The 24350-nt window shown below is 48.3% G+C and carries 8 protein-coding genes; all 8 read left to right on the forward strand.

Annotated features, from left to right (window positions below; translation table 11 throughout):
- Nucleotides 1–59 precede the first annotated feature (59 nt).
- The 8 genes from BLR32_RS09970 to BLR32_RS10005 all read left to right on the forward strand — a co-directional run bounded on the left by BLR32_RS09970 (nucleotide 60) and on the right by BLR32_RS10005 (nucleotide 24350).
- Nucleotides 60–8015 carry a hypothetical protein gene (locus tag BLR32_RS09970; RefSeq protein ID WP_143011421.1) on the forward strand — a complete coding sequence of 2652 codons (7956 nt, stop codon included), beginning with the start codon at nucleotides 60–62 and terminating at the stop codon, nucleotides 8013–8015.
- A 43-nt stretch (nucleotides 8016–8058) separates the two neighbouring features.
- Nucleotides 8059–8538, forward strand: coding sequence for a DUF4402 domain-containing protein (locus tag BLR32_RS09975; protein WP_176842223.1), 480 nt, complete (start codon nucleotides 8059–8061; stop codon nucleotides 8536–8538).
- Between the two features lie 6 nt (nucleotides 8539–8544).
- On the forward strand, nucleotides 8545–11193 hold the full coding sequence (locus BLR32_RS09980; protein ID WP_089831163.1) for a hypothetical protein: 2649 nt from the start codon (nucleotides 8545–8547) through the stop codon (nucleotides 11191–11193).
- A 560-nt stretch (nucleotides 11194–11753) separates the two neighbouring features.
- Nucleotides 11754–12266, forward strand: coding sequence for a DUF4402 domain-containing protein (locus BLR32_RS09985; protein ID WP_089831165.1), 513 nt, complete (start codon nucleotides 11754–11756; stop codon nucleotides 12264–12266).
- An 88-nt stretch (nucleotides 12267–12354) separates the two neighbouring features.
- Nucleotides 12355–13182: a fimbrial biogenesis chaperone gene (locus BLR32_RS09990; protein WP_089831167.1), complete on the forward strand. Its 828-nt coding sequence runs from the start codon at nucleotides 12355–12357 to the stop codon at nucleotides 13180–13182.
- A gap of 52 nt (nucleotides 13183–13234) precedes the next feature.
- Nucleotides 13235–21187 carry a hypothetical protein gene (locus BLR32_RS09995; protein WP_089831169.1) on the forward strand — a complete coding sequence of 2651 codons (7953 nt, stop codon included), beginning with the start codon at nucleotides 13235–13237 and terminating at the stop codon, nucleotides 21185–21187.
- 6 nt (nucleotides 21188–21193) lie between these two features.
- A complete protein-coding gene (locus BLR32_RS10000) occupies nucleotides 21194–21706 on the forward strand; it encodes a DUF4402 domain-containing protein (RefSeq protein ID WP_089831171.1) in 513 nt (170 codons plus the stop codon).
- Nucleotides 21707–21710: 4 nt separating this feature from the next.
- The gene (locus BLR32_RS10005) at nucleotides 21711–24350 is read left to right on the forward strand and encodes a hypothetical protein (RefSeq protein WP_143011422.1); all 2640 of its coding nucleotides are present in this window, start codon (nucleotides 21711–21713) and stop codon (nucleotides 24348–24350) included.

Below are 24350 nucleotides of genomic sequence, written 5' to 3' on the forward strand. Positions count from 1 at the left end.
TCAGTCGCGGGTGTTTATCCGGCATACAATGACAATGCCGTCAGATAATATTCGAATACATGAATACTGATAGACTATTTATACGTGTTTGTTTTACACTCCTTATCTTATTGTCAGGCCTGCCTGTTTCCCTATGGGGACAGACAAGCTGGAAAGGTACTGTCAGTACTGCATGGAACAATGCGGCCAATTGGACGGCAGGCATTCCCACGGCGACTGTTGATGCGGTGATCGGAGACGCCTCTTTCACAGGCTCCTTTCAACCCACCATCAGCGCCAGCGCCAGTTGTAATTCCCTAACACTGGTAACAAGTGCTCAGAACCCCGTATTGACCGTTTCCAAAGGCCTGACGGTATCCGGTACGCTCACCATCAATAGCGGCTGTACGATCTCACAAAAAGGCGTTACACTCACTGTAAAGGGCAACTGGGTGAACAATGGCACCTACACTTTTACCAGCAATAACTCAAAAGTCATCCTGGGCGGTACGACCCAAACAATCAGTGGTACTGCTACTACTGCTTTCAGACGGCTCACTATTGCTGCCGGCGCCGCCGTTACCCAGAACGTGAACTTTTCTGTAGCAGGTATTTTTACCATAACCGGCACTTTTATACCATCAGAAAGTACTACGCCCATAGTTTCAGGGGGTGGTTCCACCACTGTCAGCTCCACCGGCATACTGCGTGTAAATGCCAGTACCTTTGCGGGCAACTACACCATATCAGGTTCCATCACACTCTCCGAAGGCAGTACAGTCGACTATAGTGCAACACTCATCAATCAGACTGTCCGTAATGACCTTACTTATTCCACGCTCAGGATCAGCGGGGCATTGGTGAAAACGCTGGGTGGTAACCTCAATGCGCTCAACTCAACTACCAGTGCAGCGGGTCGGATCAACGTAGTGGCGGGTACGCTCGACCTGTCTACTTTTACGGCCAATCGTGGCACAACGGTGGCGGGTGGAACCTTTACCGTAGCTAATGGCGCCACCCTGAAGATTGGCGGAACGAATACTTTTCCTTCCAACTACGCCACACATTCGCTTTCCCTGACCAGCACCGTGGAGTACAACGGCGCTGCACAAACAGTATCTGCAGACACATATGGCAATCTTACCCTCTCCGGCTCCAGCGGCGCTGTAGTAAAAACAATGTCTGCTACCGCCTTTACAGTGGCAGGCACCCTTACCAGTACTGTGGGAACAGCCACCAGTGTGAGTTATACAGCAGCGTCCAATCTACTCATCAGCGGCGGCGTTAATATCGGCGCTTCCACCACATTTAATGGCGGCAGCTTTACACATCAGGTAGATGGTAACTGGGTGAACAACGGCACATTTACCGGATCCACCAGCACCATTAATTTCGGCGGTCCCGGTTCATCTATCAGTGGTACCGGTACACACAATTTCAATAACATAGGCTTCCTGGTTACCAATATCACAGCTGCCGCTACCAGTGCCCTAACGGTATCAGGCAACCTTTCCACTTCCGGACCAGGTACCTTCACCCATCTCACCGGAGGTACGCTCACCATGACGGGAACATCAAAGACTATTACAGGTACGAACTTCATCTTTGACAACCTCACCATCTCCGGTAGTGTCAGTGTCGGCACCAGTATTATCGTAACGGGCAATTTTGCTGTCGGCGGCACCTTTAATGGCCTCGGAGGCACTGTTACCATGCAGGGAACGTCCAAGACCATTTCCGGCGCAGGAACCATCAGCTTCGGTACACTGATCATTTCCGGTACTGTCTCTACAGCAGTATCCTTCTCTGCTATCAATACTTCACTTGACGTCAGCGGTTCCCTTACCGCCACCGCTGGTACTGTCACCTTTACCGGTACCAGTACATTAAACGGAACGGCTAACCTGTTCAATGTTACACTGAACGGAACATCCCTGCAACTGTCGGCCAACTCTGTACTGGGCATAGCCGGTACATTCACCGTTACCGCCGGTACACTGAATGTTACGTCCACACCGCCTAACACCGTCAACTTCAACGGCACAGGCGCACAGACCATCAATGCCCTTACCTACGACAGATTAGTGTTATCCGGCGGTGGTACCAAAACGGCCGCAGGCGCTGTTACTACCAACTATTTTACGCTCTCCGGTAGTACTACCTTTGCCGCAGGTTCCTTCACCCACCAGGTGCAGAACGACTTTGTCAACAACGGTACGTTCACAGCTGGCAGCAGTACAGTATCCTTTACAGGCGCCAATCCATCCAGCATTACCGGTGCAACCACCTTTAATATCCTTACACTGAATAAGACCGCAACAACAACACACGTCGACATCAATAACAACGTTCAGGTGGCCACAATCAACATGACCAGTGGCACCATGAATACCGGCAGCAATACGCTGACTATGACGGTAGACAGGACCGGAAATGGCATCATACTAGGTAACGTTCGCAGATCACACTCTTTCAGCCTGGGCGTTGCCTATACATTTGAAAGTCCCAACACTTCAGTAGCCTTTTCACTGGCGGTACCACTGACCACTTCTATCACTGTTTCTGCAGCTGTGGGACCTGTAAGCGATTTCCCCCGGGGCGGCGCTATTAACAGGGTATATACTGTAAGCGGCGTTTCAACATTGGGCCTTGTCGCGATACGCCTGCATTATGAAGATGCGGAGCTGAATGGTAACAACGAATCTACCATGGGACTATGGTTCAATGGCGGCAGCAGTTGGGGCGCTTCAGGAAAAACAACTAACAGCACTACTTCCAATTATGTGGAACTGGGTGCCCAAACAGCGCTCGATGGACGATGGAGCATCTCAGACAATGCCAATGTTGTACGCTGGAACGGATCTGCCAGCAGTAACTGGTCAACCGCGGCCAACTGGACATCTGTTGCAGGTACTCCTTCCCTGCCTCCGGGCGTCAATGACATCGTGGAGATTGGTACTGCGGCATTCACCAATCAACCTACCATCAGTAGTGCAGTCAACGTAAAGGCTATACAATTTGGTAGTACACAGGCAGCTACCCTCACGCTTACAACAGGTGGCAGTCTTACTACTCAGGGTAATATCAGCGGCTCCTGGTCTGGCAATGCAACACATACCATTAACACTGGCAGTCAGACGCTGACAGTAAACGGCGACCTTGTACTGAGCGACGGTACCAGCGGTCATGTAATCAACCTGAATGCAGGCGCAGGTACCCTCACTGTTGCAGGCTCCCTCACAGAATCAGGCGGCGCTAACGTCACTTTCACCGGCGCGGGCACGCTCAATATAGGCAGCAACTATTCTTATACCAGTGGTACCTTTACAGCCGGCAGCTGCACCATCGTTTACAATGGCGCCAGTACACAAACGGTAGCAGGACTGGCCTATAATCATCTCCAGGTGAATAAGACAGCCGGAGCTGCATCCATGAGCAGCGCAGCAACAGTAGCCGGCGATCTCACTGTTACTGCAGGAACGCTTTCACTGAACGCTGCCATGACCGTAAGCGGCAATGTCAATATATCTTCCGGCGCTATTATCAACAGCGATGCCGTTACATTAACAGCAGGCGGTAACTGGAGCAACAGCGGCACATTCAACGCGTCCGGTGGTACTGTTACACTCAATGGTTCCGGCGCCCAGAGTATTTCAGCCACTACCTTCAACAATCTTGTTATTGACAAAACCGCGGGTACAGCCACGCTTAGCGGCAACTGTCCTGTGAATGGCAATCTTACAATTACCAACGGCACCTTAGATCTTTCAACCTTCAGCGCCAGCAGATCAGCGACAGGTGGTATTTTAACGATCTCCAATAGTGCTACTTTACTCGCCGGCGGAGCGAATAATTTCCCTTCCGGATTCTCCACCTATACACTCAGCAGTACCAGTACGGTCAACTATAATGGCGCTGTTGCACAGACGGTGGCAGGCGTCTCTTACGGCCACCTTACCTGCAGTAACGGCAGTACCAAAACACTGGCTGCTACCTGTACTGTAAACGGAGATCTCACCATAGGAAGCGGCGCTACTTTCAATGGGTCTACATTTACCATCAACCTTTACGGCAACTGGGTCAACAGCGGTACTTTCACTCCCGCCAGCAGCACTATAACACTAAACGGAACCAGTAAAACCATCACCGGTACCACCACATTTAACAGGATGACCGTATATGGGAGCTATGCAGTGAGCGGCAGCGATATTACTTACAATGGCCTGCTCACTATTGCCACCGGCGGTTCCTATGATGGTGGCAGTGGTAATGCAACAGTAAACGGGGATCTTACCAATAATGGTTCTTTGATCAGTAATGGTGTTACAACCTTCACTGGGACTGCTGTACAGACGATACGCTTTATAAACGCTGTTGTCTCCAATTCAAGCGGCGTTATTAATTTCAACGGTACTGTTCCACCTATTCTGAATTCAACCAGTACACCCACTTACGCTACCCTGAATATCAATAATACGGGAGGTGTCACTGCCAGCGTGGGCTGGAGGGTTATCATCGCATTCAATATCAGCAACGGCGCTACTTTCAATGGAGGTGTCTCTACCCACAATATATTCGGATCTTTTACCAACAATGGTACGGTGACCAGCAGTGGTAGCATAAACTTCACGCCGACGGCTGCACAAACCATCCAGCTCGCCGGCACCGGCTTTACAAGTACCGGCACTGTTACCTTCGGCGGCAGCGCTGCAATGGCAGTAACCGGTACGCCTACTGCCCTGAACAATGTTATTATCAGTAATACTGTCGGCGTTACACCATCCTCCAACTGGACAGTGAATGGCGATTTTGCCATCACCAACAGTGCCATATTCAATGCGGGCAGCTTTACTTACACCATTGCGAAGAATGTTGAATGTAACGGTACATTAAACGGAGGAACATCAACTTTCACTATGACAACAGCAGATGGAACACTTACCGGCACCCCGAATACAACGTTCTATGACCTGACCATTACCGGAACAGTAGCCGCATTATCAGATTATCGCGTCAGCCATAATTTTACCAACAACGGCACTTACGACGGTACCATCGGTACGCTGATCATGACAGGCAGCCAGGCATCCACCATTACAAGTTCAGCCGCTTCATTCGCCCTTTCCCAGGTAACGAACCAGAAAGACGCCGGTGTAACCACTACACTGGCTAAGGCAATCACCGCAGTAGATGATATCACCATTACCACCGGTATATTTGATGCAGCAGGTTTTGCTATTACACCTTCCGGCACCAGTTCATTAACCATTGAGGATAATGCAAAGCTTGTACTCAAAGGCACACAAACACTGCCAGCATTCACGACGTATGCACTCGATACTTTAAGTACGGTTGAATATGCAGGAAGCACACAGGCTGTCTCCTCCGCTACATCATACGGCAACCTGGTGATATCTGCCACAGGCAGTAAAACAGCGTCCGCCATATTGAAAATACTGAACGACTTTACCCTGACTAACGGCACCTTTGTACAAGGTAGTTTTACAGATACTATTGGTGGCAACTGGACCATGTCCAGCGGTACTTACACGAACACCGGCGCTACCGTTTACTTTAATGGCACGAGTACACAAACCATCACATCCACCGGTGCCTTTAATAATCTGACAGTAAATAAAACGGCGGGAATCGTTGCCCTGGGTTCCAATATCACGGTGAATGCTGTGCTGAGTTTCGTACTGAATAAAATACGTACCGGCACTACATTCGCCGTCATTCTGCCATCAACGGGTTCCGTTACCGGCGCCTCCCAGAGTACCGGATGGGTATCCGGAAGACTGCAAAAAGCGGTAGCCACCGGTAGTAACGTAACGAGGACTTATGAAGTAGGCGACGATCAGTATTATACACCGGCTACTGTTACCATGCCGAGCGTTACCACTGCCGGCAATCTGTTGACAGGCGTTACAGCAGGCGATCATCCCAACATTAGCAACTCAGCCGTCAACCCCGCTAAAAGTGTAAACCGTTACTGGTCATTTACCAATACCGGTACAGTTTTCACCACGGCCTCCGTTACGCTCAACTGGAATGCTGCTGATGTCGATGCGGGATCTACTACTGCTAATTTCAAAGTTGGCAGCTATGACGGCAGTACATGGACAGCGCCTACCACTGCCAATCCGCTGTCCACCTCCATACAGGCCACAGGACTCACGAATATGAGTGTTGCACTGGCAGTAGGTGAACTGGTTTCGAATAATACCTGGACCGGCAGTGTAAGCACCAACTGGTTTGTGACCGGTAACTGGTCTACCAACGCGGTGCCCACCAACACCATGAATGTTATTATACCAACAGGCCTTAGCAATTATCCATCTGTCAGCTCAGGCACTGCCACTACTGCCAATGTCACTATACAAACAGGCGCCTCCCTTACAGTAAGCGCCGCCACATTGCAGATCTACGGTACGATCAGCAACAGTGGCACATTCACCGCTACCAACGGCACAGTGGAGATGGCTGGTAGTACAGCGCAAACTATACCAGCAAATACCTTTGCGACGAATACGATATTAAACCTTACTGCCAATAACAGCAGTGGTGTTACCCTATCCGGTGCACTAAATGTATCCGGCGTACTGAAAGTTACAACAGGAACATTTGCAGCAGGCAACAACCTGACGCTGCTTTCTACCGCAACGCGTACCGCATTGATCGATGGCAGTGGCAGCGGCACAGTGACCGGCAATGTAACCATACAACGATACCGGCCTACAGGTTTTGGTTATGTCTATCTCAGTTCTCCGTTCCAATCAGCAACAGTGAATGAGTTCTCAGATGACATTAATCTCAGCGCCACCTTCCCTACTTTCTATTATTACGTAGAGAACCGTACCTCTTCCGGCTGGACTTCCTATACTGCCACTTCAGGTGCGCTCACGCCGATGGTAGGATATGCAGGGAATCTGGGCACTTCTACTTCCCCGGTAACACTAGATATGACGGGCGTTGTTAATAACGGCACTATCGTCTCTCCTACCCTTACAAACAACAACCGGCCTTATACTCTCGGCTTCAATCTGGTGGGCAATCCATATCCATCACCTGTAGACTGGGACGCCAGCGGCGGATGGACACGCAGCAACGTGGATAATGCCGTCTATTACTTCAACGCCGGCGTTACCAATCAATATACAGGTACCTACAGCTCTTATATCAATGGCGTTTCCAGCGATGGTATTGCCACCAACATTATACCGGCTATGCAGGGATTCTTTGTACACGTTACCAATGGCAGTTTCCCGGTATCAGGCTCCCTCACGGTCAACAATACTGCGCGGGTAAATAACCTGACACCTAACTTCCACCGCGAAAGACCGTTGACAGAACCCTTGTTACGTCTGGGCGCCGGCTTCACTGACGAAGGACACCATTCAGACGCAGCAGTCATCTACTTCGGCAGTACCGCCTCCCGTGATTTTGAACAGGAAACGGATGCCCTGAAACTCCTGAATACAGATCCGACAGTCCCCAGCCTCTATGTGCTGGCAGGTAGTCAGCGGCTTTCCATAGCCTCCTGGCCGGATAATGTAGACAGTACAGAAACGATCCCTCTTGGTCTGACTACTGAGCAGGATGGCTACGTCAGCTTCACAATGCCACTTATCGAGCGTATACCCGCAGGATGGCATTTTTATCTCTATGACAAGGAGGCTGCTATCACCCATGATCTGCATACAACAACACCTTACAGATTATTATTACGGAAGGGTATTTATGATAAAAGATTCTTTCTGGTGTTCAAAGCCGATGATGATGTTGTTCCGGGCAATACGGCCTTCTATCATGCATTCTATACAGGCAATAACCTGTATGGACAATTTGACAAGGTACCCGGTGAGCAATGTACCATCACCGTCAGCAATATAGCAGGACAGGTCATTTTCCATAAAGACTTCAGGGGCAATGGCCGTTACCTGCTCGGATCACAATATAGCGGCGGTATCTACCTTGTTACATTCCAATCGGGTAAGGACAGAATATCGAAGAAAGTGTTTATAAGCAATCAATGATCATTACATGCGATCAGCGCGCTCAAAATATTACCTCCTTTGTATGGGCCTGATGGTCCTGCTGCTCCATGTCACGTCATCAGTGAAAGCACAGGAACCTCCACCACGTCCCATATCAGTGTATGTGAATCCTGCACAGGGACTCATCTTTGGCGCCTTCTTCCAGGGCGTAACAGGTGGCACGGTGACTGTTTTCCCCGATGGCTCCCGTTCCGTTACAGGCAGTATTGTACAGGCGAATCTTGGCTTTCCTTTCTCTCCGGCTATTTTCGAAGTAGATGCAAATCCGGGTACCCTGATCCAGATCCTGAACGGCCCCGATGTAACACTGACAGGCAGCAATGGTGGAACGTTATCCCTGCACATCGGATCATCAAGTACAGGAAGTCCTTTCGTTGCCACGGCCACCTCTCCTGCCAGGACACTGGTGCGCATCGGTGGTACGCTCACGGTAGGGCCTCCACTGGCGAATCCTTCAGGGAGTTACAGCGGTTTATTCTCAGTCACATTTATCCAGGAATAACAATTAATGACAGGCCATATCACACATATCACTTCTTTACTCCGGTACTGCTGCAAGGCGGTCTGTATTTTACTACTGGCCTGCTGTGTGAGTCCTGTTTTTGCAAAAGACGGAGACAAGGATGGCGACAATGATGAAGAGCCGAAATTTGATGAGACTTCCATCATGGTGATCCTCCAGGGTGTAGGTGGTACAGAGATCCCAGCAGTAGTGAAAGATCAGACAGCCTATCTATCCATCACGGATGTATTTAATTTCCTGAAGATCCGGAACTCCCTGTCAGAAACCATGGATACCGTTTCCGGCTTCTATATCACCCAGGATGCGGTTTTCCTGATCGACAAAAAGAACAACAGGATACAGTTCCGCGATAAGGTATTCAACCTGGGGCCGGAAGATTTGGTTAAGATGGAAACTGGATTATACCTGCGTACAGACTATTTCAACAAAGTATTTGAGCTGAATTGCCGGTTCAACTTCCGCAGCCTGTCAGTGAATGTAGTATCCAAAGCTGAACTACCCGCTATCAGGGAAATGCGGCAACAAACTATTTACCGTAACCTGAATAAACTGAAAGGACATATCGAAGCAGATACTACCATCGGAAGAAGCAAACAACTCTTTAAATTCGGGATGGCCAATTGGTCAGTAGTATCCACCCAACGCCTGCAGAATGTCAATGATACCTGGTTCAACCTCACCATGGGCGGCACACTGGCTGGCGGCGAAGCTACCGTATCATTGAACTATAACAATTTCGCAAAGCAGCAGTTGTCCGGCACTCACCCGGACAGTAATATCGTCCGCCCGTTTGATCAGCGGCAGCAATATTACCGTTTACGTTTTGTGAACAACGACAGACCCTGGTTACGGCAGATCATTCTCGGAAAGATATTTACCCCTACTATTGCATCCCTGTTCGCTCCTATCGTAGGCGTACAGATCACCAATACACCTACTACACATCGCCGTACCTACGGTACTTATACACTGAGTAATTTCACGGATCCCGGCTGGACGGTGGAACTTTACATCAATAATGCACTGGTGGATTATACAGTAGCAGATGCCGCCGGCTTTTATACATTCCAGGTACCTTTGGTATATGGCAATTCACAGATCAGGCTCCGGTTCTATGGGCCATGGGGAGAGGAACGTTTCCAGGAAGAGAGTATCAGTGTTCCTTTTAACTTCCTGCCCACCGGCGAGTTTGAATACACCGCAAGTGCAGGTGTAGCGGAAGATACCATGCATAGTAAACTGGGAAAGGTACAGCTTAATTATGGCGTCTCCGGTGGACTTACTATCGGCGCAGGTCTCGAATATCTTTCTTCTATCCGGTCGGCCAATACACTGCCTTTTGTAACGGCCTCCATGCGTCTTGTATCAAACCTGTTGCTCTCCGGAGAGTATACATACGGCGTCAGGGCTAGAGGTATCCTTAGTTATCGTTCACGTTCAAATCTGCAGGCAGAGCTCAATTACACGAGATACCGGAGGGATCAGAAGGCGATTATCTATAACTGGCTGGAGGAGCGCAAAGCGATCATCTCGAAACCATTCTATACGAAGAATTCTTCCTTGTTCACCAGATTGACAGTTGACCAGATCATATTACCCGGCTCCTACTATACAACCACAGAATGGCTAATATCAGGCGCCCTCTATAAAGTGGGCGCCAGCCTTTCGACTTACTCCATCTTTATAAAGGATGAAAATCCCTTAGTATACAGCAACCTTGCACTGACATTCCGCATACCGGGTAAGATTATGTTGACGCCGCAGGCGCAATATGAATACAACAGCAACCGTTTTATCGCCATGCGTTGTGAGGCAGGTAAGTACCTCTTTAAAAATGGCTATCTGAATGTCTCTTATGAAAAGAATTACCGTACTGATATTACCAACTATGGTATCGGACTGCGGTATGACTTTTCCTTTGCACAGATCGGCTTCTCAGTATGGAAGAATAACAACCTGACTACGCTGGTGGAATCAGCCCGTGGCAGCATGATCTATGACGGGAAAGCAGGTTATACCGGCGTCAGCAACCGCAGCGTTGTTGGCTCCGGAGGCGTTGTATTTGTACCATTCCTCGACATCAACAACAATGAACGCTATGATAAAGGCGAACCACGGGTAGAAGGATTGCAGCTGAAACATAATGAAGGAAGACAGATCCGTAATCTGCGGGACACCAGCATAGCGATCCTTGATATGGAACCCTATGCCGACTATCTGTTTGAACTGGAACCGAATGGTTTTGAAAGTATTTCCTGGAAGATCATGAAGCCTGCTATCCGCGTGATCATTGAGCCCAACCAGTTACGTAGAATTGACGTGCCTGTTGCTGTCATGGGTGAAGTCTCAGGCGTCGTATATCTGAAAGAAGATAGCCTGCGGAAGGAACAGGCCGGTATCAAGATTTGCATCTACAGATCAGACAGTACACTGGTTAAATGTCTCATTACAGAGACTGACGGGTATTTTAACTATATGGGACTGCCTCCGGGCGATTACGTCATCCAGCCCGATCCTGCCCAGCTGAAGAAACTAAAATTAAAAACATTGCAACCCGCCTATAACCTGCATATCAGCAGTCGGAAAGAAGGCGATGTGATCGATGATATTGAGTTTGTACTGGAGAAGAAATAACTGTAAAAAAGGACAACTTAAGAGGCCGTCTGACGGACTGATGCTTGACTTTTCTACCCAAAAAAGCGTTATAACACAAAAATTATGGCGGACATGGCAGCAATGTTTTGCAAGCTAACAAAAGGTAAGTTTATTAACATGAAGATGGGATAGTGATCTGACAACTTAGACAAATAGTAGAAAATTTCCCTCCCAATTCACGCCGAAGTCAGACTGTGCCATACTTTGATGACCTCGCCAGTATTATTTTTTTTCAGCACTGAAATATCCCCACACTCATTTTTTTTCTAATTTCGTTTAAGAGTCATGTATGTAAACGCCGGAGAACCCTGTTCGCTGAGCAAGTCGATAAATCTTATTTAAATTGTTTTTTAGGGAAAAGAGAATGTGAATTATTCCTGTGAAATAATGAACCTTTTTCTGTTACCGATCCGCGATGAAAGCATTATATATATATTGTTTGAAAACTTTAACCATATAAACTATGAACCGTTTTGTCAGGTGGTGCCTACAACCCATTCTGAAGTAACTCTTCAATTAATAATTTAAAAAAGAAAAGAATGAAAAGAACAAAAATGCTTTTCGTTGCCTTGTTTGCGATGGCATGCTGGGCAACCACAGCCAGTGCACAGGAAACAGCGTCGGCAACGGCAACGGCGACCATTGTAACACCTATTGCTATCACTAAAGATGTTGACATGAACTTCGGTAACGTAGCCGTTCAATCAACAACAGGCGGTACCGTAGTATTGGCTCCGGCAGGTACACGTACGGCCACAGGAGGTGTAACATTACCAGCCACCGGTGGAACAGTAACAGCTGCATCCTTCACGGTAACGGGTACATCAGGATACACCTACAGTATCACGTTACCGACCACTGCACTGACTATTGCCAATGGCGCAAACACTATGACTGTTACAAACTTTACAAGCGATCCATCAGGAACGGGTACACTGACCGGTGGTACTGAAGTGCTCAACGTAGGAGCTACACTGAACGTTAGTGCAGCACAGCCTGCAGGCACATACGTATCAGCAACTCCCTTTGATGTGACTGTTAACTATGACTGATTGCGAGGCTTTTTTCACCCGGTGATTCCTTCCGGTGACAGATACACCGGAAGGAATCGTCGGGAGTTTTAAAATTGTTAAACCTATTATGCGTTCAAATTTTTACCTGACTATCTTTTTTATTCTGTTACCCTTATTCTCCTTTGCACAGGGCAATCTTCTGATCACCCCAATGAGAGTAGTGTTTGAGGGACCCAAAAAAATACAGGAACTTAATCTTGCTAATACAGGGCGTGATACAGCCCGGTACCTGATCTCGTTCATCGAGATACGAATGAACAGTAATGGCACTTTTGAAAAGATCAGTGAACCTGATTCCGGACAGCTGTTTGCCAGCAAGTTCCTGCGTTTCTTTCCCAAAAGTGTTACCCTCGCTCCCGGCGAAGCACAACTTGTTAAAGTACAGCTCACAAAGACAAGCCAGTTGCAGCAAGGTGAATACCGCTCACATATTTATTTCAGAGCAGTGCCCGATACAAGGGTACAGGGAGAACCGGAAAAGCTTAAAGATACATCCAGCATCGCTGTCAAACTTACACCTGTCTTCGGTATCACTATACCTGTGATTATCCGGACAGGACCTTCGGATGTACATGTCAACCTGAGCGACGTTTCTCTTGAGTTAAAGGATAGTATTAAACCCCGCCTGAACATGGTGTTGCAGCGTAGCGGCAATCGCTCTGTTTACGGTGACATCACTATTGAACACGTTTCTGAAAAAGGAAAAGTGACAACAATCGGCAATGTAAGAGGACTCGCTGTCTATACACCCAATCAACTTAGAGAATTCCATATGGAACTGGACCAAAAACCAGGTGTCAACTATCACCACGGCAGATTAAGGATTACGTATACAACTGCATCGAAAGATGCTTCACCGGATCTGCTGGCACAGGCTGAGCTGCAATTGCACTGATAACAGATTTATATCTGCGATGCACTGTGCACAGGATATAACATTTTAAGAAATGATAACCAACGGGAAACCTGTAACTGTTCGTGTAACACTTTTTATCATATTGTTTTCCCTGCCTGCCACTGTATGGGCACAGGCGCAGACTAGCTGGAGGGGCACATGGAGCTCTGCATGGAAGAACTCCTCCAACTGGACGAATGGCGTTCCTAATGCTTCGGTTGACGCAGTAATAGGTGATGCCGCTTTTACGGGCCCATATCAACCAACCGTCACTTCATCTGCCAGCTGCAGATCACTGACGCTCCTGACGAGCGGAAGAAATCCGCTGCTGACAATATCAAGAAGTTTAACAGTATCCGGCACGCTGACTATCAATAGCGGCTGTACTGTTTCCCACAGAGGAGTTACGCTGACTGTAAAAGGGAACTGGATCAACAACGGTACCTATAGTACAACCAGCACCTCCTCTCAGACAACATTTACGGGCACATCCCAATCCATTGGAGGAACAGCTACGAGCGCTTTCAGACGCCTTACCATTGGCGCGGGAAGCACCGTTACGCAAAATGTCAATTTCTCCGAGAGTGTTTCCTTTACCGTCAACGGTGTTTTCATACCTGCAGAAAACACTACGCCCTATCTTGTATCAGGAGCCGGCCCTTTAACAGTAGGTTCTACGGGCATACTGCATGTTAAGGCAGCCACCTTCAATGCCAACTACGGCATGACGACAATAACACTGAATGCAGGAAGTACCGTTGACTATAGTGCAACACTTACTAATCAGACAGTCCGTAACAACCTCACTTATTCCACACTCAGGATAAGCGGAGCGCTGGTAAAAACGCTGGGAGGTAATCTTAACCTCCTCAACTCTTCAACAAGTACAGCAGGCAGAATAGAGGTAGCAGCCGGCACACTGGACCTGTCTACCTTTACCGCCAACAGGGGTACAAGCATCGTAGGAGGGTCCGTTTCTGTCGCTAATAATGCCACACTCAGGATAGGCGGATCTAATAGTTTCCCTGCCAATTATAGTTCGCATTCGCTTTCATTAACGAGCACTGTAGAGTACTACGGACTGACGCAAACGGTAACGCCGGAGAATTATGGCAATCTTACCCTGTCGGCTTCCAGTGGAGCAGTTGTAAAAACAATGCCTACCGCCGACTTTTTCATCTATGGAGACCTGAAGAGCATTGTAGGATCGGGAACAAGTGTAAGTTTCACAGCAGCCTCCAATATTCATATCGATGGTAATGTAAACATTGGCGCTTCCACTACATTTAATGGCGGCAGTTTCACTCATGCAGTGGATGGGAACTGGGTGATCAATGGCGCCTTTACAGGCGCTTCCAGTACCATCAGTTTTGGAGGTCCGGGGTCTACATTGAGTGGCACAGGGGCACATAACTTTAATAACGTCAACATCCTTGTATCGAATATCACTGCGGCAGGCAACAGCCCTATCACCATAGCAGGCAATCTGGCCACTATCGGATCGGGAACATTTACGCATTCATCCGGTGGCACACTTACTATGACGGGAAGTACAAAGACCATCACCGGTACGAATTTCATCTTTGATAACCTGACCATCTCAGGTTCCGTCAGTACCAGCACCAGCATCATCGTTAATGGTAATCTGAATGTCAGCGGCGGCTTTACAGGGACTAACGGGACGATCACCATGCAGGGTACTTCGAAAACGATATCCGGTGCAGGCACGATCGCTTTCGGAACTCTCTTTGTTCCCGGCACTGTTACTACCAGCAGTTCCTTTTCTATCAACAATGCGCTGAACGTTGACGGCACATTTACCGCCAGCGCAGGTGCGGCTACTTTCGCAGGCAGCAGTACACTGAACGGTACTGCTAACCTGTTCAATGTAACATTAAATGGTACCTCCCTGCAACTGACTACCAACTCAGTATTAGGCATTGCAGGTGCCTTAACCATTACAAGTGGAACACTGAATCTATCTTCCACCGCACCTAATACAGTCAATTTTAATGGCACAACAGCACAAAATATCAACGGACTGGCCTACAACAATCTGCTATTATCAGGTTCTTCCGTGAAGACTGCCGTTGGCGCTGTTACCGCTACTAATTTTACACTCTCTGCCGGCACTACTTTTACAGCAGGTTCCTTTAATCACCAGATACTGGGGGATTTTTCCAACAGCGGAACTTTCAATGCAGGTTCAGGTACTGTTACCTTTGCAGGCAACGGTAGTTCTACAATAACAGGCGCGACTACCTTTAATATACTGACGCTGAATAAAAGCACAACAACCAACAATATTGATCTTGCAAGCAGTATCACGGCAGCTGTGGTGAACATGACCAGCGGCGCTATCAACACCGGCGCCAATACAATCACTATTACGAATACCAGGAATGGCAATGGTATTATCCTTGGAAACATCCGCCGGCAGCACACCTTTACAGCAGGTACAGCATATGCTTTTGAAAGTCCCAATAATACTATAACTCCCGGAACCAGCGCTACGGGAAGCATTACCGTCTCTGTAACTGTTGGATCAGTGAGTGGCTTTCCACAGGGAGCATCCATCAACCGCTTATATACCATCACTACCCCACTGGCACTTGGCACGAGCCCCCTCCGGCTACATTACGAAGATGCAGAGCTGAGTGGTAATATCGAATCTACCATGGCCCTGTGGCGTAACACAGGCAGCACCTGGGCACTGGTCGGTAAGACAGCTAACAGCACCACCAGCAATTATGTGGAACAATCGGGGCTTTCTTCAATTACAGGAAGCTGGACATTATCAGATAATTCAAACGTTGCCCGTTGGATTGGTTCGGTTAGTAGTGACTGGTCCAACCCCGCAAACTGGACCACGGTTGAAGGTGTACCTTCTCTCCCTCCGGGTGTCAATGATATTGCTGAAATAGGCACAGTAGCATTTACCAATCAACCAGTGATCAACAACGCCGCTTCAGTGAAATCAATCATACTGGGCAGCACACAGGCCGTTACCCTTACACTTGCAACGGGCGGTAGCCTCATCACACAGGGAAATATCAGAGGCGAATGGTCTGGCAATGCCACACACACTATCAACGTAGCAGGCCAGACACTAACCGTAAACGGCGATCTTCCTCTCAGCGACGGTACTGCGGGCCACGCTATCAACCTGAACGTCGGCACAGGAACGGTAACAATTGTTGGATCACTCACACAGTCAGGAGGCGCCAACGTGATCTTCAGCGGCGCGGGAACACTCAACATCGGTAATAATTACAATTATACGAATGGTACTTTTACATCAGGCACAAGCACTGTCAATTATAACGGCGCCGGCACACAAGCCATGGCAGCAATCCCCTACTACAATCTCCAGATAAACAAAGCCGGAGGCAGTGCCCTGCTTTCCGCCACAACCACTATAGGAGGTAACATGAGCGTTATACTCGGGACCCTGAACCTCGGTGGCAATACCACAATAACAGGAGCTGTTACTATTTCCTCCGGCGCCGCCTTAAACAACGGTGGTATTATCTTAAGCGTCGGCGGCAACTGGAATAATAGCGGGACCTTCATTTCCTCCGGAGGTACGTTTCAATTAAACGGCGCCGGCACACAAACGATATCATCAACAAACTTCAACAACCTTATTATCAATAAAACCGGTGGGACAGCTACGCTTACAGGCAACTCTACCATCAATGGTAATCTCACTATAAATACCGGTACGCTGGACCTCTCCACATTTACTATCAACCGGTCGTCCGCAGGTGGTACCTTTACACTAGCGGATGGCAGTACCTTGCAAACCGCCGGAGCAAATAACCTGCCTGCCGGATTTTCTACCTATAACATCAGCCCGACAAGCACCACACACTATAACGGGAATATACCACAAATGGTGGCAGGCGTACCTTACGGAAACCTGATATTAAGTGGAAGCGGTGTAAAAACAGTGACCGGGCCTACTACTGTAAACAGCAATCTGACTATCAACAGTGGCGCTACATTGAACAGCGACATTTATACGATCAACCTGTATGGTAACTGGATCAACAATGGCACCTTTGTGCCTTCCAGTGGCACAGTAACGTTGAATGGCGCCAATAAAACCATTACCGGCAATACTACATTTAACCGGTTCACCGTCTATGGCAGCTATGCTGTAGCCGGCAGTGATATTACATATGACGGACTGCTGACCATTGCCACCGGTGGTTCTTTTGACGGCGGCAGCGGTACTGCTACTGTCAACGGAGACCTTACCAACAATGGTTCCCTTATCAGTAATGGCGTTACCATCTTTTCCGGTACCCGGGTGCAGACCATTCGTTTTGTGAATGCAGTTGTTTCCAACTCCAGCGGTGTTATTACCTTTAATGGCACTGTCCCTCCGGTACTCAACTCAACCAGTTCACCCACATATGCCACACTCAATGTCAACAACACAGGTGGTGTCAATGCGAGTGTAGGCTGGCGCGTATTTGTTGCCTTCAACATCGGCAGCGGCGCCACCTTTAACGGAGGTCCCTCAACACACGATATATTTGGATCGTTCACCAATAACGGTACTGTAACAAGCAGTGGTACCCTCAACTTTTCACCTGCCACTGCCAAAACAATCAAGCTGTCAGGAACAGGATTCACCAGTACAGGTATTGTAAATTTCGGAGGTAGCGGCGCTATCAGCGTGACAGGTACCCCAACAGCGTTAAACAACGTTGTGATCAGCAATACAGCGGGTGTCACCTCTTCATCCAGCTGGCCCATCGGGGGCGACTTTGCTATTTCAGATAGCGCTATCTTTAATGCCGGCTCCTACACTTATACAGTGAATGGTGACATCGAAGCCTATGGTGCACTAAATGGAGGGACTTCTACCTTTACCATGACGTCTGCAACTGGTGAGTTAACCGGAAGCCTTGACGCTACTTTCTATGACTTCACTAATACGGGTAGTATTGCAGCATTGTCAGACTTTAAGGTTAGTCACAATTTCACCAACAATGGGACCATCGATGCAACGGTCGGTGCATTGACCATGACAGGCTCGCTCCCCTCCCTTATCACGGGATCAGCCAACTCATTTGATCTTGCGCAACTGACCATCTTAAAAGACACTGCCGCTACCGCTTCACTTGGTAAAGCTATCACCGCTGTGGACGACATCACAATCACCAGCGGTAAGCTGGATGCTGCTGGTCTTTCCATCACTCCCTCGGCTACCAGTATGCTCACCATTGAAGATGAAGGAAGGCTGATTTTGAGAGGTACATTCTCACTGCCAGCCTTCAGCGACTTTGAACTGGATACCCTCAGTACCGTCGAATACGGCGGAAGCACGCAAGCTATATCCGCAGCCACCAGCTACGGCAACCTGGTAATCTCTACAGCTGGTACAAAAACAGCGACTGCCGTACTGAAAATACTGAACGACTTTACACTGTCAAACGGCACCTTTGTACAAGGCAGCTTTACAGATACTATCGGCGGTAACTGGACCATGATCAGCGGTGCATATACTAGTACCGGAGCGACAGCCTATTTCAATGGAACAGGCGCCCAGACTATCACTTCTACGGGCGCATTTAATAACCTGACAGTAAATAAAACGGCCGGTATTATTTCACTTTCATCCAACATCACGATCAATGGTGTACTTAATTTTACGCTGAATAAAATAAGGACCGGTAGCACTTATGCAGTGATCCTGCCTGCAACCGCTACGCTTACAGGCGCATCGCAGACTACCGGATGGGTATACGGCAGATTGCAGAAAACAACCAGCACAGGCAGTATAACAAGGACCTTTGAAGTGGGCGACAGTCTCTACTACACACCGGTAACAGTGGCAATGCCGGGTGTAAGCACTGCAGGCAGCCTGCTGGCAGGAGTTATTCCCGTTGAGCATCCAGCCATTAATAGTTCAACAATAAATCCGGCGAAAAGTGTGAACCGCTACTGGTCATTTGTCAATACCGGTACCATATTCACGACAGCTACAGTCACGCTGACCTGGAACGCGGCCAACATAGACGCGGGCGCGAATACTGCCAATTTCGGCGTAGCTGCCTATAATGGCAGTACCTGGACAACGCAAAATTCAACAAGTCCGCAGGCTACTTCTATACAGGCCACCAACCTTACTGCTATGCCCCTGGCGCTGGCAGTAGGTGAAATGGTGGGAGTAAATACCTGGACAGGCGCCATAAGCGGCAACTGGAACGTAACCGGCAACTGGTCGGCCAATACCGTACCTGCCGGTACCACCAATGTGACGATCCCTACAGGTCTCACTAACTATCCCGCCATCAGTAGCGGCACCTCCGCAGTGGGCAGTATTACCATTCAGACAGGTGCCTCGCTGACTGTCAGCGGAGCCACCTTACAGATAGCAGGCATCATCACCAACAGCGGAACCTTCACCGCCACCAACGGTACTATTGAAATGAATGGCAGTACCGCACAGACTATACCAGCAGGCACATTTGTCAACAATACCATCCTTAATCTCACAGTGAATAACACCGCTGGTGTGACACTTGGCGGCACACTGAACGTATCCGGTATTGTAAAGGTGACAACCGGCCAACTGCAATCAGGTGGCAATCTGACGCTGCTGTCTACCGCCACAAGAACAGCACTGATCGATGGCAGCGGTGCCGGTGCTGTATTGGGCAATGTTACCGCGCAACGTTACCGGCCTACCAGTTTCGGATATACTTATTTCAGTTCTCCTTTCCAGGCAGCCACCCTCAGTGAGTTTGCAGATGATATTAATCTCAACAGCACCTTCCCTACCTTCTACCGTTACGTAGAGAATAAGGCATCCTCCGGCTGGACCGCATATACCGATCCCGCAGGCGTGCTTACACCGATGGTGGGTTATGCGGGTAACCTGGGTACTAATACTGCTGCGATAACGATAGACATGACTGGTGTAGTGAATAACGGTACAATTACAGCGCCTACGCTGACGAACAACAACCAGCCTTATACAAAGGGCTTCAACCTGGTGGGCAATCCTTATCCCTCTCCTGTAGACTGGGATGCTGCAGGCGGATGGACAAGGACCAGCGTTGACAATGCCATTTACTACTTCAATACCGGTACAACAGATCAGTACACAGGCACCTATAGCTCTTACATCAACGGCGTATCCAGCGATGGCGTTGCCACCAATATCATCCCGGCAATGCAGGGCTTCTTTGTACATGTAACTAATGGCAACTTCCCCGTATCCGGAACACTGTCAGTGGATAATACGGCGAGGGTGAACAATCTCACACCTAACTTCCACAGGGAACGACCATTAACGGAACCCTTGTTACGCCTGAGTGCAGGGTTTACAGACGATGGTCATCCTTCCGATCCTGTGGTTATCTACTTCGAAAATCATGCACAGCAGGATTTCGAGCAGGAGCTGGACGCTTTGAAAATAATGAACACAGATCCTGCCGTACCTAACCTGTATGTGCTGACGGGCGGCCAGCGACAATCTATCGCCGCATGGCCAGACGATGTGGATACCAGTACCAGCATCCCACTGGGCCTTACCCTGGAACAGGAAGGATATCTCAGTTTCACCATGCTTACGCTGGAAAGAATGCCTGCCAACAGACATTTTTACCTGTATGATAAAGAAGCAGATCTAACATATGATCTGCATAGCGCAACGCCTTACCGCTTGCTGTTAAAGAAGGGCTCTTATGAGAACAGGTTCTTCCTTGTATTGAAGCCCCTTACAAACAACAATCCATCAGGCGATGCGCCGGTATATCATGCATACAGCACCGGCAATAATCTATATGGTCAGTTTGACAAGGTACCGGGAGAAAAGTGTTCCATCACTGTTACCAGTTTTGGCGGACAGGTTATTTTCCGCAAGGACTTTACAGGTAATGGACGTTACCTGTTAGGTTCACAATATACCAGTGGCATTTATATAGTCACCTTCCTGGCAAACAAACAGCAGGTGTCTAAAAAAGTATTTATAGGAAATCAATAATTATTCATGAGATTATTTTTCACGAAATATCTCCTTTATACAGGTCTCTTGCTACTGTTGATACAGGTAGCCCAACCGGTGCATGCGCAGGAACCGCCTCCGCGTCCCATATCCGTTTATGTGAACCCTGCGCAGGGCCTGATCTTCGGCGCCTTCTTTCAGGGCGTAACAGGAGGTACCGTGACTGTTTTTCCCGATGGCTCACGAACCGTTACAGGCAGTATTGTACAGGCTAACCTGGGATTACCTTTCTCTCCCGCCATTTTTGAAGTGGAGGCAAACCCAGGCACACTCATTTCAATCATGAATGGGCCTGACGTAACACTGACAGGCAGCAACGGAGGAACCTTATCCCTGCATATTGGCACGGCCAGTACAGGCAGCCAGTTTATAACAAACACTACACCTCCAGCCCGTACACTGGTACGTATTGGCGGTACGCTCACGGTAGGTCCTCCGCTGGCTAATCCTGCCGGTAGTTATAGCGGTATATTTTCGGTCACATTTATTCAGGAATAAACAGATGAGCCGCTGTACCATCAATATTACCCGCTTTCTCTTCTCCTGTCGCAGCATAGTTATGTGGCTGCTACTGGGGCTCGGCTACGTATTGCCCGCCAGCGCCAACGATAATGACAATGATGAAGATCCGAAATTTGAAGAGACCTCCATCATGGTAACATTACAGGGAATCGGCAGCACAGAAGTACCAGCGGTCATAGATGAAGAAACAGCCTATCTCTCTATTACAGATATCTTTAACTTTTTGAAGGTCCGCAACCAGCTTTCAGATAGCCGGGATACGGTGTCAGGCTTCTTTATCACTGAAGATGCTACTTTCCTGATCGACAGAAAGAAAAACCGTATTCAGTTCCGGGATAAGGTATTCAATCTCGAACCCGAAGTGCTGGTAAAAACAGAGACAGGCTTATACCTGCGGACAGACTATTTCAATAAAGTGTTTGATTTCGACTGCCAGTTCAATTTCCGCAGCCTGTCGATTAATATCGTATCCAATGTAGAATTGCCTGCTGCCAGGGAAATGCGCCAGCAACTGATGTATCAGAATCTCAGTAGATTGAAGGGCACTGTCAGGGCAGATACTACCATCGGCAGAAGTAAGGCGCTCTTTAAATTTGGTATGGCCAACTGGTCGGTCGTATCTACACAAAGACTGCGGAATGTCAATGACACCTGGTTCAACCTGACCATGGGTGGCACCTTTGCCGGTGGTGAGGCGACCGTCTCCCTCAATTATAACAACTATGCACAGCAGCAGTTGCTGCCTACACACCCGGATAGTAATATTGTGCGTCCTTTTGATCAGCGGCAGCAATATTACCGCCTGCGTTTTGTTAATAATGACCGGCCCTGGCTCAGGCAGGTCATAGCAGGGAAGATCTTCACGCCTACCATTGCTTCTCTCTTTGCACCTGTAGTGGGTGTACAGGTTACTAACACACCCACTACCTACAGGCGTTCATATGGCTCCTACACCTTAAGTAACTTTACGGACCCTGGCTGGACGGTGGAATTATATATCAATAATGCGCTGGTAGATTATACGGTAGCAGATGCCGCAGGTTTCTATACTTTCCAGGTACCGCTTGTATATGGCAACTCTCAGATCAAACTACGCTTTTATGGTCCATGGGGAGAAGAACGCTTCCTGGAAGAGAATATCAATATACCATTCAACTTCCTGCCCAAAGGTGAATTCGAATATACCGCAAGTGCAGGTGTAGCAGAAGACACGGTAAACAGTAAATTAGGCCGGGTACAATTCAATTATGGCGCTACTAACAATATTACCGTAGGAGCAGGTGTTGAATACCTTTCAAGCATCAGGGGAGCGAATACATTGCCATTCGTTACCACATCCATGCGCATCGCATCCAACCTGCTATTCTCGGGAGAATATACATATGGCGTGCGAGCGCGAGGGATACTCAGTTATCGCAGTCGCAGCAATCTGCAGGCGGAAATGCAATATACCAGGTACAAAAAAGACCAGAAGGCGATCATCTATAACTGGCTGGAAGAGCGTAAAGTGATGGTGGCGAAACCTTTCATGACAAAGAACTTTTCGCTGTTCAGTCGCCTGACCCTGAACCAGATCATTCTGCCAGGCTCCTACTATACAACTACAGAATGGTTAATGTCAGGCGCCATCTTTAGAGTAGGCACCAGTTTATCTACCAATGCGATCTTCATAAAGGATGAAGATCCCTTTGTTTACAGCAACCTGGCACTGACCTTCCGGATACCCTGGAATATCCTGCTCACGCCTCAAACGCAATATGAATACAATACACACCGCTTTATGGCAGTACGTTGCGAAGCAGGTAAGTACCTGTTCAGAAACGGCTATCTGAATGTATCATACGAAAAGAACTACCGGAATGGTATCACCAACTATGGTATAGGATTGAGGTATGATTTTTCCTTTTCACAGATCGGCTTCTCCATCTGGAAGAACAACAATCTCACCACCCTGGTGGAATCTGCAAAAGGTAGCATTATCCTTGACAGTAAATCAGGATATACCGGCGCCAATAGCCGTAGCAGCGTAGGTTCAGGAGGTGTTGTATTTGTACCTTTCCTCGATCTCAATAACAATGAACGTTATGACAAAGGGGAGCCAAGAGTGGATGGTCTGCAACTGAAACAAAGCACGGGACGCATGATCAGAAGTCTGCGGGATACAAGCATTGCCATCCTTGATATGGAACCTTATTCCACTTACCTGTTTGAACTCGAGTCAAAGGGATTTGAGAGTATCTCCTGGCAGATCAGGAAACCGGCTATAAAGGTCATCATAGAGCCTAATCAGCTGCGGCGGATCGATGTACCTATATCGGTGTTGGGTGAAGTATCTGGCATCGTTTATCTGCAGGAAGATTCCTTACGGAAAGAACAGGGAGGTATTAAGATCTGTATCTACAAATCAGACAGCACACTGGTAAAATGTATCCTGACAGAATCGGACGGGTATTTTAATTATATGGGACTTGCTCCGGGCGGCTATGTCATACAACCCGACCCTGCCCAACTGAAGAAATTGAAATTAAAAACACTGCAACCGGCATATGACCTTCACATCGGCAATAAGCGGGAGGGAGATGTCATTGACGACATTGAATTTATATTGGAGAAAAAATAA

The organism is Chitinophaga filiformis, from assembly GCF_900102545.1.
Taxonomy (GTDB): Bacteria; Bacteroidota; Bacteroidia; order Chitinophagales; family Chitinophagaceae; genus Chitinophaga; species Chitinophaga filiformis.